A 15,055-nucleotide genomic window follows, 5' to 3' on the forward strand; every position below is an offset into this window, starting at 1 on the left:
ATGGTTATTAATACCAATTCCACTAATTAGGCGCCTATTATGTATGATGAGCTCTATTTTTTACCGTGAGAGAAATGATTGGCTTTGATATACTTATATCAATTCGTATTTTAAAGAGATAAATAATGAAATTCTCATGGTGGAAACATAAAAATTATCATAATTTAGGTGATGAACTTGCCCAAATAATGATTAAAAAAATTACAGGGCAAACCGTTACTCACTCTCCATCATTATATGAAGCTGATGGCATTGGGGTTGGTTCTATTCTTGATGCCGCCTTAAATAGCCCAAAAAGACAGAAGCCTCTGCATGTTTTTGGTTGTGGATTAATGAAACCAATTTTCGTCAAACAAAGAGACGACATCATCATTCACTCTGTACGTGGGGAATTAACCCGCAGTATTTTAAAATGTGCCGGATATGATGTTGCTCGTATTGGTGATATCGGCTTAATCGTTGATCAATTCCTAACAAGTAAACCCGCTATTATTCCAAATAAAATCAGCTTTATTCCTCATCATCATTTCATTGATCGCTACCAAGATAAATTAACGACTCTGGGCTATAACGTAATTGATCTAAGAACAGATAATTTAGAGCTTGTTTTAAATGAAATAGCCTCATCTAGCTTGGTTATTAGTCAATCTCTTCATGGGTTAATCATGTCTGATTCACTAAATATCCCAAATACATGGCTTGACGCTGAATCTCTTCACCCTGGTGATGGGTTTAAGTTTTTAGATTATTTCTCTAGCGTTGCTCGCCCTTCTCATCTGAAAATAGCCGATATTTCAACAGATTTAGAAACTATAAAACGCAACGCTCACTCTTACTTTGACCATGTTAATCATGCAAAAAAAGAAGTTCTTACTTGGGTGCAAGAGTCCCCAGAATTAATAAAATTAGACAAGCAACCGCAATTAAAAATTGACAGTAAATGGCAAAGTGAATCACTACAAGCAATATGGGATGAAGCCCTCTTACAAGAGAATATAAATATTGATTTTGCTTTTCAATTAATGACGATTGCCCACAGTAAGCACCCAAATGGCCCGGCAATAAAAGCAAAATTAGCTAATTATGCAGTCTTACTTGGCAATAAATAAGTAAATAATCGCTTGCAACCATACTCCTGATTAATTTTTAAATTGTATAAATAAATATCACCATGGTATATTTGCGTATATGCCAAATTTATATGGCATATACATCGATGTGTAATATTTTACGTTAAGGAAATTTCCATGAAAAAGACTGCTATCGCACTTATGCTAGCTATGACTGCTGGTTCTGCATTTGCAGCTGCTGAAGTAACTACTGCTGCTTCTACTGCAGGTACAACTACAGCTTCTACTGCTGCTGTTGGCGCTGCTTCAACTACAGCTATCGCTGTAGGTGCTGTTGCTGCTGTTGCTGTTGTTGCTGTTGCTGACTCAGGTTCAGACACTGCAACTTCAAACTCTACATCTGTTACTACTAAATAAGTTGTAACTATATGTATATAAGGCCATCAACCTATGTTGATGGCTTTTTTTATACCCATAAAAAATATTAAAGGGTACTCATGAAAACCATTACGTTATATATACTCGCGCTCAGCAGCCTTTTATTAAGTGGTTGTTCGCAAAAAATTCAAGATGTCAGTGCAACATTTAATGAAACGGCCTTTGGCATTGACGATGTTGAATTAAGCGCTGAACACATTAACTCACTCCCCTACGCCAGTGCCTTTGTCAAAATAAATGATGGCGCGACTATTTTTATGGTATTAGCCTTAGCTGAGCCTAATCCAGTCACAGGTGTTATCCAACTAAAGTGGATGTCTTCAGATAATGCCATGATAGTGACTGAAAATGGACGCATCGTAAAAACATTGGCTTTACCTCATCACAATTTAGCTCAGTTACAAAACACCACTCAATTAACGCCATCAGTTCAACCTGATTTTGCAACCTTATTAGCGAAACAAGCTTCTTGGCAAGCGACCTATGATTGGATGCCAAATTATCATTATGGCTATCAGGCAACAGTTACCCCTCTTATTGGACAAAAAAGTGTATTAACCTCGCCTATTTGGGAAAAAGAAGTGACATCACTTAATGAATACATCTTTTTTCCTGCATTAGATGCTCAATTTACCAATCAATACTGGATTGATGACAAGGGTCGAGTTGCTAAAAGTATTCAATTTCTAGGCCCTGAAATGGGTACGATTGAAATGCTTATTCTTAAACCATTTCAATCTTAACTGGAGGCTCTGATGCGTATTTTTATTTTTCTCTGCTTTTCTCTTTTTTCATTAAGTTCTTTGGCAAATAGTTCTTTGGTTGTAAATAGTTCTTTAGAAAACAACAGTAATGAACTTTCTGTTACTCTTACTCAAGAAAAACTATTGTTAACCTTTGAGCAACCTGCTCGCTTGGAAGCGGTATTACAACAAACACAATTACACACAAAAATAGGACTGTACTCTGTAGGTTCTATTTTAAGTAGTGATGACCATCAAGATGACATAAATAAAGTTAAGCAAGCAACGTTAGAACAGCTTAATCAATTTTCATTGTCGTCTCCTCTGTTTTCTAAGCAAGAAACACCCTATAAAAAAGAGGCTGATACTCTTTCTCATCAATTAAATAGCTTTTCTTTTGTTTCAAGATTATTTATTCCTTTAGATTATGATTTGATCCGAATAAAAAAAGAAAGCAATCCAAAATTAACAGGTAATTACTCTCTTTTCATCGCCCAACGTCCAAAGACTATTACCGTGTTAGGTGCCATTGAGAGCTCATTGCCAGTAACTCTTGATTACCAACAACGTGCGAAAGTAGAGGATTATTTAACACAAATAAATACCACATCTAACGCTAATACCTCTCAGATTTATGTAATTCAACCTGATGGCGAAGTTAAGATCGCGACTAATAATTATTGGCAACATAACACAACGTCAATTGCACCAGGTGCTACGGTATTCATCGGATTTGCTGATCTTCCTACTCAATTTTCAACTCTAAACGATGATATTGTTGAATTACTTCGTAACAAGGTAAATTAATCATGCTTTCTTCTAAATTTACTTTATCACTTGTCGCTACCGCAATTGCCTCTAGCTTTTCTACGCCATTACTTGCTAGTGAAAGCTCTGTTTTTGAGAGTTCTACTTTTGGAAATGCGGTCTTCACCCCTTCTCAAACAGATTTTGGTGGCGTTGGCCTAATGCAAATGCCCTCTGGCCGTATGGCTGAGGAAGGTGCTTTTAGCTTAGGCGGTACACTTAATAATGAATACCACCACTACATGGTCTCTTTACAGGTGATGCCATGGCTAGAAACGACGATTCGATATACCTTGGTACAAGATCTTCTTTATAGTGATGATCCAAGTTTCAGTGGCTCAACCAAATACACAGATAAAGGCATTGATTTTAAATTACGCTTATTAGAAGAGAGTGATTGGTTACCAGAGACTTCTGTTGGTGTGCGTGACTTTGGTGGCACTGGCTTATTTGATGGAGAGTTTGTCGCAGCAACTAAACGCTTTGGTAATCTCGATGTGACGTTAGGGATGGGCTGGGGATACATTGGTCAAAGTGGCAACTCAACCAATCCATTCTGTAAAGTGTCTGACAAATTCTGTGACCGTCAAGGTGACTTCAAAGGCAAAGGAGGCAGCGTTGACTTTGAACGTTGGTTTAAAGGCCCTGCTTCTATCTATGGTGGTTTCGAGTACCAAACACCTTACCAACCACTTCGCCTAAAAGTAGAGTATGACGCGAACGATTATAGCCAAGATTTCCCTGTGACCGATGGTGACGTTGATATGACTCAACACTCTCCGTGGAATTTCGGAGTGTTATATGGCTTAGGTGATTGGGGTGATATTAGATTGAGCTATGAGCGAGGAGATACCTTAACACTTGGTTTCACCTTGATGACTAACTTCAATACTATGAAAGCGGTCTGGCGCGATACTCCAGAGACGCCTTATCAACCAACGTCAGTAGAAAACGTAGATAAGGTTAACTGGGATCAAGTAGAACAAGATCTCGCTAATAATGCAGGCTATTCTGACAGTAAGATTTATGCCACAGAGAGTGAAGTAACGGTTATTGGTTCTCAGAAAAAATATCGAGACCGTGATGTTGCCCATAAAGAAGCAGCAACAATTTTAGCCAACCATACGCCTGAATACATACAAACTTACCGTATTGTTGAAGAAAATAACTCACTCACTGCAACTGAAACTGTTATTGATGCAGAGCAGTTTAAAGAAGTGGTGCAATACAATTATGTTAACGCTCATATCAGTGATGCGGCAGTAACTCAAGAGGTCTCAAAACTAGACTCAATCAGCGATGAAAATCTTAAGAAAAATGGGTTTGAGCGATGGGATGTTAATATATCACCTTCGCTTAGCCAATCCATTGGTGGGGCTGAAGATTTCTATCTGTATGCTATTGGTGTCAATACCGGTGCATCATATTGGTTGACTGATAATCTAAAAGCGTCAGGTTCACTCTATTTTAATATTGCTGATAACTACGACAAGTTTAACTATATTGCTCCGCCAGATGGCACTTCTGTTCCTAGAGTTCGTACCATGTTCCGTGCTTATGTCGATGATAACCCTGTAAGGATGAATCGCTTACAACTGACTTGGTTTAATGAATACTCAGAGGGACTTTATGGCCAAGTTTACGGTGGTTATTTAGAGAGTATGTTTGGTGGTATTGGTAGTGAGATATTGTACCGACCAATGAATAGCCGCTGGGCTGTTGGTTTAGATTATAGCTTTATCAAGCAGCGCTCTCCTGAAGATTGGTTTGGTTTTTATGAAGATGAACTACAGTACAGCGCGGCTGATGACCGTTACTACAATGTACTACCAGAGGGAACGACTGGACACTTAACTGGTTATTATCAACCTGAATGGTCTTTCTTAAAAAATACCTTACTTAAAGCCAGCGTTGGTGAGTTTTTAGCTGGTGATAAGGGTTACCGTTTAGATTTTTCTAAGCAGTTTGATTCAGGTGTTGTTGTCGGGGCTTATGCGAGTTTCTCTGATTTATCAGCTGAAGAGTTTGGTGAAGGCAGCTATACCAAGGGATTTTATATCTCGATCCCTTACGACATCATGACGGTGAAACCAAGTACAAGCAGAGCTTTCTTTGGTTGGCAGCCACTAACTCGTGATGGTGGTCAAATGTTATCGAAGGAACATAGTTTGTTTGATTTAACTGATGCAAGACAGCCTTGGTATACGAAGAAAGGACTTTAAGACTATATGCTTCGCTAACTAGAAACTAGACCGCTTCGCTCCTATAAAACCAAAAGCAAGCGCAGTACCCGCTTTTGCTCTTATAGTCTCTAGTCAGCGCAGCGTATAGTTTCTAGTCTCGCAGCGAAGCGGTCTAGTCTCTTTGCGCTTGCCAAACCAAATCACCAATTCCATCTACAGGGGTAAACCCTGTAGGTGCATCAAGAAGTAACTGGCGAACAAGTTGATGATCTAATTGATGACAAGCATGATCTAGCTTACGTAGTAACTCACTGTAATCATCAAGCGATAAAAAATTCTCATTAGCTGTCATGATGCGCTCATGAGCAGTTTGCGTAACATTATCGCCAATCAATAGTTCTTCATACAGTTTCTCACCAGGTCGCAGGCCTATACATTGTATTTCTATATCACCTTCTGAGTTATCTACACTTTTCACTTCTAATCCAGATAAATGAATTAAATTACGTGCAAGATCGGCAATTTTTACTGACTCCCCCATATCTAATACAAATACATCTCCACCTTTACCCATAGCACCAGCCTGAATAACTAACTGAGCCGCTTCGGGAATAGTCATAAAATAACGAGTAATATCTTGATGGGTTAGAGTTATTGGACCGCCTTGAGCTATTTGTTTTTTAAACAGTGGGATCACTGAACCAGAAGAACCTAATACATTACCAAAACGTACCATGCAGAAACGAGTCCCGTTCGGTTTTTCATTTTCTTGCTCAGCTAAAGCTTGTAAACCTAATTCAGCCATTCGCTTAGTTGTGCCCATTACATTGGTTGGGCGCACCGCTTTATCGGTTGAAATCAAAACAAGAGATTCGACTTTCGCTTCAATGGCAGCACGAGCGGCATAGTTAGTGCCAAAGACATTATTTCTAATCCCTTCAATCACATTGTATTCAACTAAAGGTACATGCTTATAAGCTGCGGCATGATAAACCGTTTGAACCTTAAAGGTTGTCATGGCTGTAGCTAAGTTATGTAAACGCTGAACTGAACCTAGTAAAGGCACTAACTCTACTGTTAGGTTTTCTTCTTTTATCTGTTGAGTTAACTCTCGTTCTATTTGATACAGAGCAAATTCAGAGATCTCAAACAACACTAAGGTTTTGGGTTTATTTTGAACAATCTGACGACACAATTCTGATCCGATTGAGCCACCACTTCCTGTCACCATAACCACTTTATTTTTAATGTTGGCTTCCATTAAAGACGCTTGGGGTGCAACAGCATCTCGGCCAAGTAAGTCGTCGATTGAAACTTCTTTAAGTTGCCCAATAGATAATTTCCCATTCACTAAATTATCTAGATTAGGAATAGTTAACACTTCAATTTTATATGAAGCAAGACGTTCGATAATTTGTTTTTTTTGCTGTTGAGTCGCTGATGGTACGGCAAGTAATACTGTGTTTATGTTTTGTTTTTTTATTAGCGATTCAAGATGTTTTGAATGCGTAATTGTAATACCTTGCATGCTGCTTCTATGTTTAGTTTTATCATCATCAATAAAACCAACGGGATGATACTCTTTACCCTGACGTAGCATATTTGCCAGTTGCAACCCTGCTGAGCCTGCACCATAAATTAATACTTTTGCTTTTTGTACTCCTAAAACATCAGATAGAAGTACACGTATTATCAACCGAGATGCACCACAGAAAAATATCAAATAGGTCGCATAAATTATCGGCACTGAGCGAGGCATATATAGATAATTAAAGTAGGCGAAGAACACGATAAAAGATGAAGACGCAATCGCAGATAAACAAATACTTAAAACGGCATGTAAACTTAAATAACGAAGAATGGCACGATACAAGCCACTCCTCATAAAAACGAGTAAAGTACATGGGACTAAAAGTGCTATCAACTTCCAGTAGTTACTGTCATAAATAAACTCATCTACCTCACCTAAACGTGTAATGAGAGCAGCCCAAAAAGACAAAATAATAAATAACGCATCAATAAAAACACTAAAAAGGCGTTTCATTGGCCTTGGCATTGACCAAATAGGTTGTAAGAATTGCATGCGAGATCTCTTTGTTATTATTTTACTGCATCGCCAGAACCACTGCCTGTTGCTGTCATTAAGATATATTTAAAATAATCAGCAATAGTAAGGGTATCAATCATCTGCTTGTCTGTTTTTGCTAGCAGCTTTGGCGTAGACATATCTATATTTTGTACTTGCGCTAAACCAGTGACTCCCGGCAATACACTGTATACCCCGAGAGTATCGCGCTCTTTAATTAACTCTTCTTGATTAAATAAATTAGGGCGAGGGCCGACTAAACTCATCTCCCCTTTTAGCACATTAATTAGTTGTGGTAGCTCATCTATTTTCGTTTTACGTAAAAAAGCACCAAGCTTAGTGATAGAAGCGTTACTGACTAAATGACTCGCAACCGATTCTGTTTCAATCGACATGGTACGAAACTTTATCAACTTAAATGGTTTTTGATTACGCCCAACACGCTCTTGAATAAAGATGGGAGAACCTGTATCAAATATCCCAATAACAAAGACAATCAAGAAAAATGGGAATAAAAGTAATAACCCTAATAAAGCCACAGAAAAGTCTAAAAGGCGGATCATTGTTTATTCTCAGAAAGAGATCTCATAGCTTGCTCCATTGTGTATATTGGCTTCCATCCAAGTACCTCCTGAATATGAGAAGAATCAACTTCAAGATCACCAACTAATTGCTCTATCATTACTGATTTTCCACATATTCTAGCAACTAATCGCATTAAATTTACAGGAATAGGTAATTGAATAATGCTTGCTCCTGCCCCCTTAGCTATGGCATTAGTAAACGCCTTTATCGACACCGCCTCTCCATCTGAGACTAGAAAAGTATGTCCCGCAGCATCAGGATGTTTAGCACACTTTATCAATAAATCTGCTAAATTCTGCACCGCAATAACATCACGTTTATTATTAGACAGCCCAAATGGTAGGCATGGTGCATAACTCACCAAGCGAGTTAATAACCCAAAATTACCTGGTGCGTTCGGCCCATAAACTAATGGAGGACGTACAATAACTACTTCTAACCCTGTCTCTTGCGCTATTTTTTGTAACCCAGCCTCTGCACTATACTTAGATTCTGCATACCAGTTTTGTGGATTTGGCTCTGATCCAATAGAGAATGGGACACCAAGCGTTGAGCTTCCATTGACACCAATAGAACTAACAAATACAAATCGTTTTACTCCTGCTTTTACTGCCTCATGAGCAAGGTGCAGCGTACCTTCAAGGTTAACAGATTGGTACTCCTGCTCTGTAAATGAATGGGAATGAGCAAGGCCTGCAAGATGAATAACTGCATTAATATCGGTGAATGCCCCTTCCCAATTGGTGGTTGCATCTAAAGAATCAATACAAAAAGTGTTTTTCTTATTTCTATTACGAGAGACACTTTTTGAATTCGGACTGATTTGTAATAAATGATGACCTATAAAGCCTGTTGCCCCTGTAAACAAGATCACTCTTATTCTTCCTTATAAAGATCTAGCAATTTATAGTACATTTTCTCAAAGCTATATGTAGAATCAAAATGCAGTTTCGAATTAGCCCCATATTGCTCAATAATTTCAGGTGAATTGATGATTGCCGTAATACACATTGATAAGTAATGACTATCATCTCTGGGAATTAGAAAGCCATTCCATTCAGGGATTATGAGTTCATCAATACCACCGACATCTGATGCAATCAATAATTTAGAGCAAGACATCCCTTCTAATAGGGACATAGGTAAGCCTTCTGAGTGTGAAATAAGAACAACAGCATCTGCGTTTTGATAGTACTCATCAACGCTTTCTTTAAAGCCTAATAATCTCACTTTATTTGCTAATCCCAAGTGATTGATCTTCTGACGCACTTTAGCGATATCAGTACCATCACCTAATATATCTAACTCCCACGCCTTATCCTTGATTTGATATAAAGAATCCAACAAAGTATCGAAATCTTTTGGGACCTGAAATCGCACAATGGATACTAATTTAACCGTGCCTGGCGCTCGTTTTTTATTTTTTATTTCTTTGACGCCATTTTGTATCAAACATAAGCGATCTTTTTTTATCCCAATAACTTGTTCAGCAAAAGCCATATCATTTTTAGATACACAAATAACTTTGCGGCACAATTTACTTAAATATCGTTCTATTTGCAGATACAGCTTTCTTTTGTACCCTTTACTTTGACGAATATGCGACCATCCATGAGCGGTAAAATAGACAGTTGAGGGAGTTAAACTACAAGCGAGCCTGCCAAGTAAACCCGCTTTTATCGAATGTAGAGAAACAATATCAGGTCTTTTTTTAAGTAGGAATCCAAATAAAATCATCAAGGTTTTCAAATCATCAAAAAAAGAGAGCTCTCTCTTTAAGGAATCAATACCATAAAAATCAATACCTTCATTGCAGGCTTTTTCTTTAAAAACACCGTTGCTACCTGAAATTATTGTAATATTATGCGAGTCTTTTTTTAATTCTTTAGAGACGTCCAATACATATTTTTGAGCGCCCCCAATCGTATCTGATCGTGTAATGACTTGAACTATCTTCACAGGCTATATTATTTCCCTATACACTGACGTATTATTTTTTCAAATTGGCAATGTTCCAAAATAGCATCCCATGTCAATGCTCTCGCACTATTCAAGGAAATACGGTATTTAGGCTGAAAACTATTTTTTGGTAAAGAAATCGAGTTACTCTGGGGTAATTCTATGTAGCTATACCCTAACTGTTGTGAGTGCTGAGTTATCCAAGGATATGTATTTGATAATATCGGCAAACCTGCGACAAGGTACTCAATCACTTTAGTTGATGTTTGTTGAGTTAATGGGTATTCATTTGGCATATAGTTTAAACCAAATCGTGATTGAGAGAGGTAATAATAAACCTTTTCACGCTCGCACTCTCCAAGAAAAGTAATTCGTTCATTTTGTTGAAGGCGTAATTTGTCAGATCTGGTTGCAACGCCTCCAACAACAAGCGAGAAGCCTTGCTCAGCAAGAGATAAGAGAGTATCTACAAGCTTATTCCGTGTTGAGAGTGAACCAAAATAACAAATATCAAACTGTTTATCTTGCTGTAATTCGCGTTGTTTTAATAGCTGACTAGTCGCTCCCATATCTCGATAGAAGCGCGGAATATGACGACTAAAACTGTATTTACTTTCAACAAAAGGAGTGAGAAACGAGAGATAATCCGGTTTAACACACAATACTGATTTCATTAAGTTCTTCATCATACTAAAACGCCCAATACTGACAGTATGATACTCGTGGATCTCAGGTTTATTTTTCCTGATTTTCTTAGTTAAGAGCCCCCCGACTCTGTAATAGAGACTAGCATTTATTTTTTTAGCTTCTGCCTCACTTTCTACGATAACTGTAGAGAGCCCTTTGCGAGAAAGGTAATCACTATAAGCATATATTTCTGGTAGATACGCTTTTCCAGTCTTAATGAAGCACACGTCCATCGCTAACACTCATTAGGTTTAATAACATTTTTATCTCGTTGCAAACCACATTCTTTGCATGCCTTTTAATTATACCAATCACAAATTTCAACGCAGCTATCGAGTATTTTAACCCGCTAGGATGACCCGTTATTTACTACGATTGGTCTTACATTATCCACGTTTTAATTTTTGTTGTTTTCCACACATCAATTGCCATCAGAACCTTACTAACAATCATACCTAAAGAAACAGATATCGCTGCACCTAGGCTACCAAATTGGGGAATAAGTAAAAATAGGAATAGAACATTAATTGATAACGTTATAAGTAAAACTTTCAATGACTTGCTCTCATTCCCTGTCATATTAAGTACTAAATCTACCGAGCCCATGATGACATTAACAAGTTGACCGATACAAAGAACAATTAATATTGAATATGATTCTAAATACTCATCACCAAATAAAAATGAAATTAAATCATCACCAAAAAATATTAGTATTAATATAATAGGTAATGATATTAACGTACTCAATCGAACACTTTTTGTGAGTAACTCTTGTGTTTTATGTAAATTTCCAACTTTATAAAAACGAACAATGTTGGGCATAATAACAACATTTATCGACGATAAACCTAGTGAAATCAAGATAACACTATGCATCGCAATTCTAAAATATGCTACCGATTCTATACTGTCTAGCCAGCCTAGAAGGATAAACGCTAATTCTACATTCAACGTGCTAATAAATGTAATAAGAGAAAAAGGAATTAACGACCGAGTCCAGTATTTAACTTGATAAGTTGGTTTTGTTTTTTTTGACAATTTATTAATTACTTTATTTAATAAATACAAGCTTAATAAAAATGAAATAAATGATGAGAATACAGAGATAAAAGCCAACTGTGTAGCATTTATCGTTAAATTTAAAACAAAATAAAAACACAATACAATTAAAGTAATAACGGGTATTACTATTTTTTCTGGTAACTGAGAGGATATATAATATCTAAATCCATTTAATATAGATCCTTGGTGCATTAAAAGAGCTCGAAGTGGTATTAACCAAAAAAATATAATTAATAAGTTCGTTACATCAGATTGAAAAAAATCAGCGTCTAAAAAAAAACATAGACCTAATATGACTATAAATGAGGATATTAATATATACCAACGTGACCAACTAATCACACCGAGCAATGAACCCCACTTACTCCCGAGATGATACTTAGCCACTTCTCGCACTAATAAGTCAGGGAATCCAGCCATTACAGGTAGCGATACTAAGGCAATAATAGATAAGGTATAACTATAGACCCCATATTGCTCCGCACCTAAATATCGAGCAAATATAACCCCTGAAATAACAGCTAAGCCTTTACTTGTGAATTGTAGTCCTGCTGAGCCAATAAATTTTTTAAGCAATGAACTCACTAACTCGCCCTCCTACATTCGTATTACTTAGAATATGAAACATACAAAATTATAATGAAGCAAAAAAAAGGTGACATAACATTACGCTATATCACCCTTTTATTGTTGTTTATCTTAACGACTAATGTAAGTGTACTGATTGGTTGTTAAGGTTTCATTATGCTTAATGTCTAGTGCTGGCGGAAGGATCATCTCAACGTATTCTGCTGATGGCTGATAGTTCTTGGTATTATCTAATACATAAAACGCTTGAGTTAACTCTGTATTATTTTCACTTGCCAATAAAAATGAGGTTTCCAACGAAGTGCTTTGAGTTGGATAATCGACACCACTGATCTTAGGGATCGTGATGTCTGAACCAGAAGCAAATACCGTGTATCTTGCATTACCTTGGCTAAAGTTTACTTCCGATACAGAAACAGATTGTGCAGTAACATCTGACATATCTAATGAACAAATTGAACCAGAGCAATCAAGCGCTAGTGCTGTTGTGTTCATATCTAGTGTTGATAGATCAATGCTCGTATAGCCTTCAGAGATTGGTTGGTTGATAACAACATTCCAGCCATTAAATTCACCTTGATAAAAGGCAGAATAGCTATAAGCAGGCTCTAATGGTGCCCATGCATCAAATGAAGATGAATACTGTGACCATGTAAACCACTCAAAGATATTACCTTTATACGTAGAATTAATGCTTAGCTCGTCAAAGTCCGCAGATACGCTACCAACAAGATCAACATTTGCCTTATCAAAAATAGGTTCTACGCTTACTGTATTTGGCGTAACTGTTGCCATATTTGAAAGTTGGTTTTTATCGACATATGCAAATGCGTTAATGTCACCATCAGCATCATAACCTGATAATAAAACAGATTCAGTCGTACTTAAAACGGTTAGGTTCTCTTTAAGTGTACCGTTGTCTTTTGGAAGCTTTCCATCAAAGTAGGTTTCAACATTGGTTGTTGCTACACCCGAAAATGTCGCTATATTGATTTTTTTCTTATTTAGATCTGCTTTTAATGCATTACTGCTATAGCACTGTTGCTGACCTTGGTTATAGTTAACTTTGATCATACCATCAACAAGCGCTTCTTTTTGTACAACTAAAACATTATCAATACCATTTTCAGTATCTACAACAGTGATATAACCACCATCCGGGATGTCATTCTCGGTAAACTCTAATGTCCCTTCTGTTTGGTGAACATTATGCTTTGTTAGGCTACCTTCGGTGTAAAGAGTGCCGTTTGAGTTATAAACCAAAATATCACTGATCGTTGGTGCTTTAACTGCAAACGTATATAACCAGTTTGCACTATCTGCATCAGTCTCGTCGACACTAAATGTTGTTGCCGTTGAGTTACCACAAAACTGTGTCATTCCTGTTTTGGTCAATTCTTTCATCTGAACAAATTGCCATTTGTACTTTTGAAGGAGCCGGCGCTGAACCGCCACCACCGCTATCAGATCCACCACAGCCGGTTAGTAACATAGAGGTGATAACACCTAACGGGAGCAACTTGTTCATAGGATACCTTTAAGAGTCAAAAATGGTTTATAGGGTTTTACATGCAATATATGAGCCAGAGATGTGTAAAAAACACACAAGAACAGATGAAATAATAAAGGAAGAGGAGCTCAGAGTATCCCCCTGAACTCAGTAAGAAAACTTACCATCATTATGAATTCTATAACAATTTATTCTGATAATGCTCTTCTAACGCTAATATCTGCACTCGACCTTGTTCTGTTGCCATTGGTCTTACAACATTGAGCATCTGTAACATGCCTTGGTAGATAATATCTTCTGTAATTTCTTTATCTGATAGCAACGCGGTTTGATAATTTATCCAGCAAGAAGCGACTAAATGCAGTGTTTTAGTTAAGGCTTGTAGCTCATCATCTTCAAGCGCAATAATGCCTGTCTCTCGGAAGCTTTGCATAATAGATAATAAATTATCGTTCAATGACTTTTGTGCTTTGGTGTACTTCTGTTTTAACTTTGCATCTCGGTTTAAAATGTCTGGCAAGTTGGCGTAAAAAAAACGGTAGTTCCACATTAATACAAAGATGGAGTCCAGGTAAGTAAGCATAATCTGCACACCTGGTATACTTGACTGTTCTTCTTCTGCCATTGGTTGAAATCGTATTTTTAGCTCTTGAGCATAATTATCAAAAATACCATTGATGATCTCTTCTTTATTACGAAAATGGTAATAAAGGTTACCTGGGCTAATCTCAAGATGAGCGGCGATGTGGTTAGTGGTTATACTGCGTTCACCGTTTTGGTTGAAGAGTTCTAAGGCACCGAGGATTATTCTGTCTTTTGTTTTCATGCTCTTTCCGCGCCAATTAAATTCAAATATTGCTAAATTGTAACCGAAAAAAGTATGTGAAACTAGAAACTATACGCTGCGCTAACTAGAGACTATAAGATCAAAAGCCCACACTTCACTTTTTTCTCTTATCTTTTTCAATGATTGTTGCGATAACTTTTGCGATTTCTCGTGTTTCTTTAACTAAAAGGAGCGCAGATTCTTTTGGCACACTTGAGGTTTCAATTGCTATTAATAACTGCGTAAGTAATTCGCCACATGAACCTTTAGCATAATAGTAAAATCGAATTTTCTCCTTAATCGTTTCTCTTTCTTCACCTTCTGATATGTTTGAAGGCACAGATAATGATGAACGTAATATTTGATCTTTTAGTGCAAAGTTTCTATTCCCTTCAAATAACTCAATAACATCACAAGCCAAACGAGCAGAACGTTGCCATACTTTTAACTTTTCAAATAACACTTCTTATCCTTATTTTGTATAAATGATTAAATAACTCTCGCCGAT

The 15,055-nt window shown here is 37.1% G+C and carries 15 protein-coding genes; 5 read left to right on the plus strand and 10 right to left on the minus strand.

Annotated features, from left to right (window positions below; translation table 11 throughout):
- Positions 1 to 125: 125 nt before the first annotated feature.
- The 5 genes from ACU5DF_RS17915 (at position 126) to ACU5DF_RS17935 (ending at position 5,280) form a co-directional block, all read left to right on the plus strand.
- Positions 126 to 1,109 carry a polysaccharide pyruvyl transferase family protein gene (locus tag ACU5DF_RS17915; protein WP_446713742.1) on the plus strand — a complete coding sequence of 328 codons (984 nt, stop codon included), beginning with the start codon at positions 126 to 128 and terminating at the stop codon, positions 1,107 to 1,109.
- A 138-nt stretch (positions 1,110 to 1,247) separates the two neighbouring features.
- Positions 1,248 to 1,487, plus strand: coding sequence for a hypothetical protein (locus ACU5DF_RS17920; protein WP_446713743.1), 240 nt, complete (start codon positions 1,248 to 1,250; stop codon positions 1,485 to 1,487).
- Positions 1,488 to 1,567: 80 nt separating this feature from the next.
- Positions 1,568 to 2,251: a YjbF family lipoprotein gene (locus ACU5DF_RS17925; RefSeq protein ID WP_446713744.1), complete on the plus strand. Its 684-nt coding sequence runs from the start codon at positions 1,568 to 1,570 to the stop codon at positions 2,249 to 2,251.
- 12 nt (positions 2,252 to 2,263) lie between these two features.
- A complete protein-coding gene (locus ACU5DF_RS17930; RefSeq protein WP_446713745.1) occupies positions 2,264 to 3,058 on the plus strand; it encodes a capsule biosynthesis GfcC family protein in 795 nt (264 codons plus the stop codon).
- A 2-nt stretch (positions 3,059 to 3,060) separates the two neighbouring features.
- Positions 3,061 to 5,280 carry a YjbH domain-containing protein gene (locus tag ACU5DF_RS17935; protein ID WP_446713746.1) on the plus strand — a complete coding sequence of 740 codons (2,220 nt, stop codon included), beginning with the start codon at positions 3,061 to 3,063 and terminating at the stop codon, positions 5,278 to 5,280.
- A gap of 133 nt (positions 5,281 to 5,413) precedes the next feature.
- Here the strand turns inward: ACU5DF_RS17935 and ACU5DF_RS17940 are convergent, their stop codons facing one another.
- The 10 genes from ACU5DF_RS17940 to ACU5DF_RS17985 form a co-directional block, all read right to left on the minus strand.
- Positions 5,414 to 7,324: a polysaccharide biosynthesis protein gene (locus ACU5DF_RS17940; RefSeq protein WP_446713747.1), complete on the minus strand. Its 1,911-nt coding sequence runs from the start codon at positions 7,322 to 7,324 to the stop codon at positions 5,414 to 5,416.
- A gap of 17 nt (positions 7,325 to 7,341) precedes the next feature.
- On the minus strand, positions 7,342 to 7,890 hold the full coding sequence (locus ACU5DF_RS17945; protein WP_446713748.1) for a sugar transferase: 549 nt from the start codon (positions 7,888 to 7,890) through the stop codon (positions 7,342 to 7,344).
- A complete protein-coding gene (locus tag ACU5DF_RS17950; RefSeq protein WP_446713749.1) occupies positions 7,887 to 8,786 on the minus strand; it encodes an NAD-dependent epimerase/dehydratase family protein in 900 nt (299 codons plus the stop codon). Before ACU5DF_RS17950 ends, ACU5DF_RS17945 begins: the two co-directional genes overlap by 4 nt.
- A gap of 2 nt (positions 8,787 to 8,788) precedes the next feature.
- Positions 8,789 to 9,871, minus strand: coding sequence for a glycosyltransferase family 4 protein (locus ACU5DF_RS17955; protein ID WP_446713750.1), 1,083 nt, complete (start codon positions 9,869 to 9,871; stop codon positions 8,789 to 8,791).
- 8 nt (positions 9,872 to 9,879) lie between these two features.
- The gene (locus tag ACU5DF_RS17960) at positions 9,880 to 10,791 is read right to left on the minus strand and encodes a glycosyltransferase family protein (RefSeq protein ID WP_446713751.1); all 912 of its coding nucleotides are present in this window, start codon (positions 10,789 to 10,791) and stop codon (positions 9,880 to 9,882) included.
- Positions 10,792 to 10,939: 148 nt separating this feature from the next.
- Positions 10,940 to 12,208, minus strand: coding sequence for an oligosaccharide flippase family protein (locus ACU5DF_RS17965; RefSeq protein WP_446713752.1), 1,269 nt, complete (start codon positions 12,206 to 12,208; stop codon positions 10,940 to 10,942).
- 114 nt (positions 12,209 to 12,322) lie between these two features.
- Positions 12,323 to 13,615 carry a hypothetical protein gene (locus ACU5DF_RS17970; protein ID WP_446713753.1) on the minus strand — a complete coding sequence of 431 codons (1,293 nt, stop codon included), beginning with the start codon at positions 13,613 to 13,615 and terminating at the stop codon, positions 12,323 to 12,325.
- The gene (locus ACU5DF_RS17975; protein ID WP_446713754.1) at positions 13,572 to 13,739 is read right to left on the minus strand and encodes a hypothetical protein; all 168 of its coding nucleotides are present in this window, start codon (positions 13,737 to 13,739) and stop codon (positions 13,572 to 13,574) included. Before ACU5DF_RS17975 ends, ACU5DF_RS17970 begins: the two co-directional genes overlap by 44 nt.
- Positions 13,740 to 13,899: 160 nt before the next feature.
- Positions 13,900 to 14,547 carry a TetR/AcrR family transcriptional regulator gene (locus ACU5DF_RS17980; protein WP_446713755.1) on the minus strand — a complete coding sequence of 216 codons (648 nt, stop codon included), beginning with the start codon at positions 14,545 to 14,547 and terminating at the stop codon, positions 13,900 to 13,902.
- Positions 14,548 to 14,662: 115 nt separating this feature from the next.
- On the minus strand, positions 14,663 to 15,010 hold the full coding sequence (locus ACU5DF_RS17985; RefSeq protein ID WP_045100967.1) for a four helix bundle protein: 348 nt from the start codon (positions 15,008 to 15,010) through the stop codon (positions 14,663 to 14,665).
- Positions 15,011 to 15,055 lie beyond the last annotated feature (45 nt).

Source organism: Aliivibrio wodanis (assembly GCF_052920805.1).

What these genes read in the sequence shown, in the direction of transcription:
- ACU5DF_RS17915 (WP_446713742.1), top strand. Translation starts at nt 126, where the DNA reads ATGAAATTCTCATGGTGGAAACATAAAAATTATCATAATTTAGGTGAT.
- ACU5DF_RS17920 (WP_446713743.1), top strand. Translation starts at nt 1,248, where the DNA reads ATGAAAAAGACTGCTATCGCACTTATGCTAGCTATGACTGCTGGTTCT.
- ACU5DF_RS17925 (WP_446713744.1), top strand. Translation starts at nt 1,568, where the DNA reads ATGAAAACCATTACGTTATATATACTCGCGCTCAGCAGCCTTTTATTA.
- ACU5DF_RS17930 (WP_446713745.1), top strand. Translation starts at nt 2,264, where the DNA reads ATGCGTATTTTTATTTTTCTCTGCTTTTCTCTTTTTTCATTAAGTTCT.
- ACU5DF_RS17935 (WP_446713746.1), top strand. Translation starts at nt 3,061, where the DNA reads ATGCTTTCTTCTAAATTTACTTTATCACTTGTCGCTACCGCAATTGCC.
- ACU5DF_RS17940 (WP_446713747.1), bottom strand. Translation starts at nt 7,324, where the DNA reads ATGCAATTCTTACAACCTATTTGGTCAATGCCAAGGCCAATGAAACGC.
- ACU5DF_RS17945 (WP_446713748.1), bottom strand. Translation starts at nt 7,890, where the DNA reads ATGATCCGCCTTTTAGACTTTTCTGTGGCTTTATTAGGGTTATTACTT.
- ACU5DF_RS17960 (WP_446713751.1), bottom strand. Translation starts at nt 10,791, where the DNA reads ATGGACGTGTGCTTCATTAAGACTGGAAAAGCGTATCTACCAGAAATA.
- ACU5DF_RS17970 (WP_446713753.1), bottom strand. Translation starts at nt 13,615, where the DNA reads ATGAAAGAATTGACCAAAACAGGAATGACACAGTTTTGTGGTAACTCA.
- ACU5DF_RS17975 (WP_446713754.1), bottom strand. Translation starts at nt 13,739, where the DNA reads ATGAACAAGTTGCTCCCGTTAGGTGTTATCACCTCTATGTTACTAACC.
- ACU5DF_RS17980 (WP_446713755.1), bottom strand. Translation starts at nt 14,547, where the DNA reads ATGAAAACAAAAGACAGAATAATCCTCGGTGCCTTAGAACTCTTCAAC.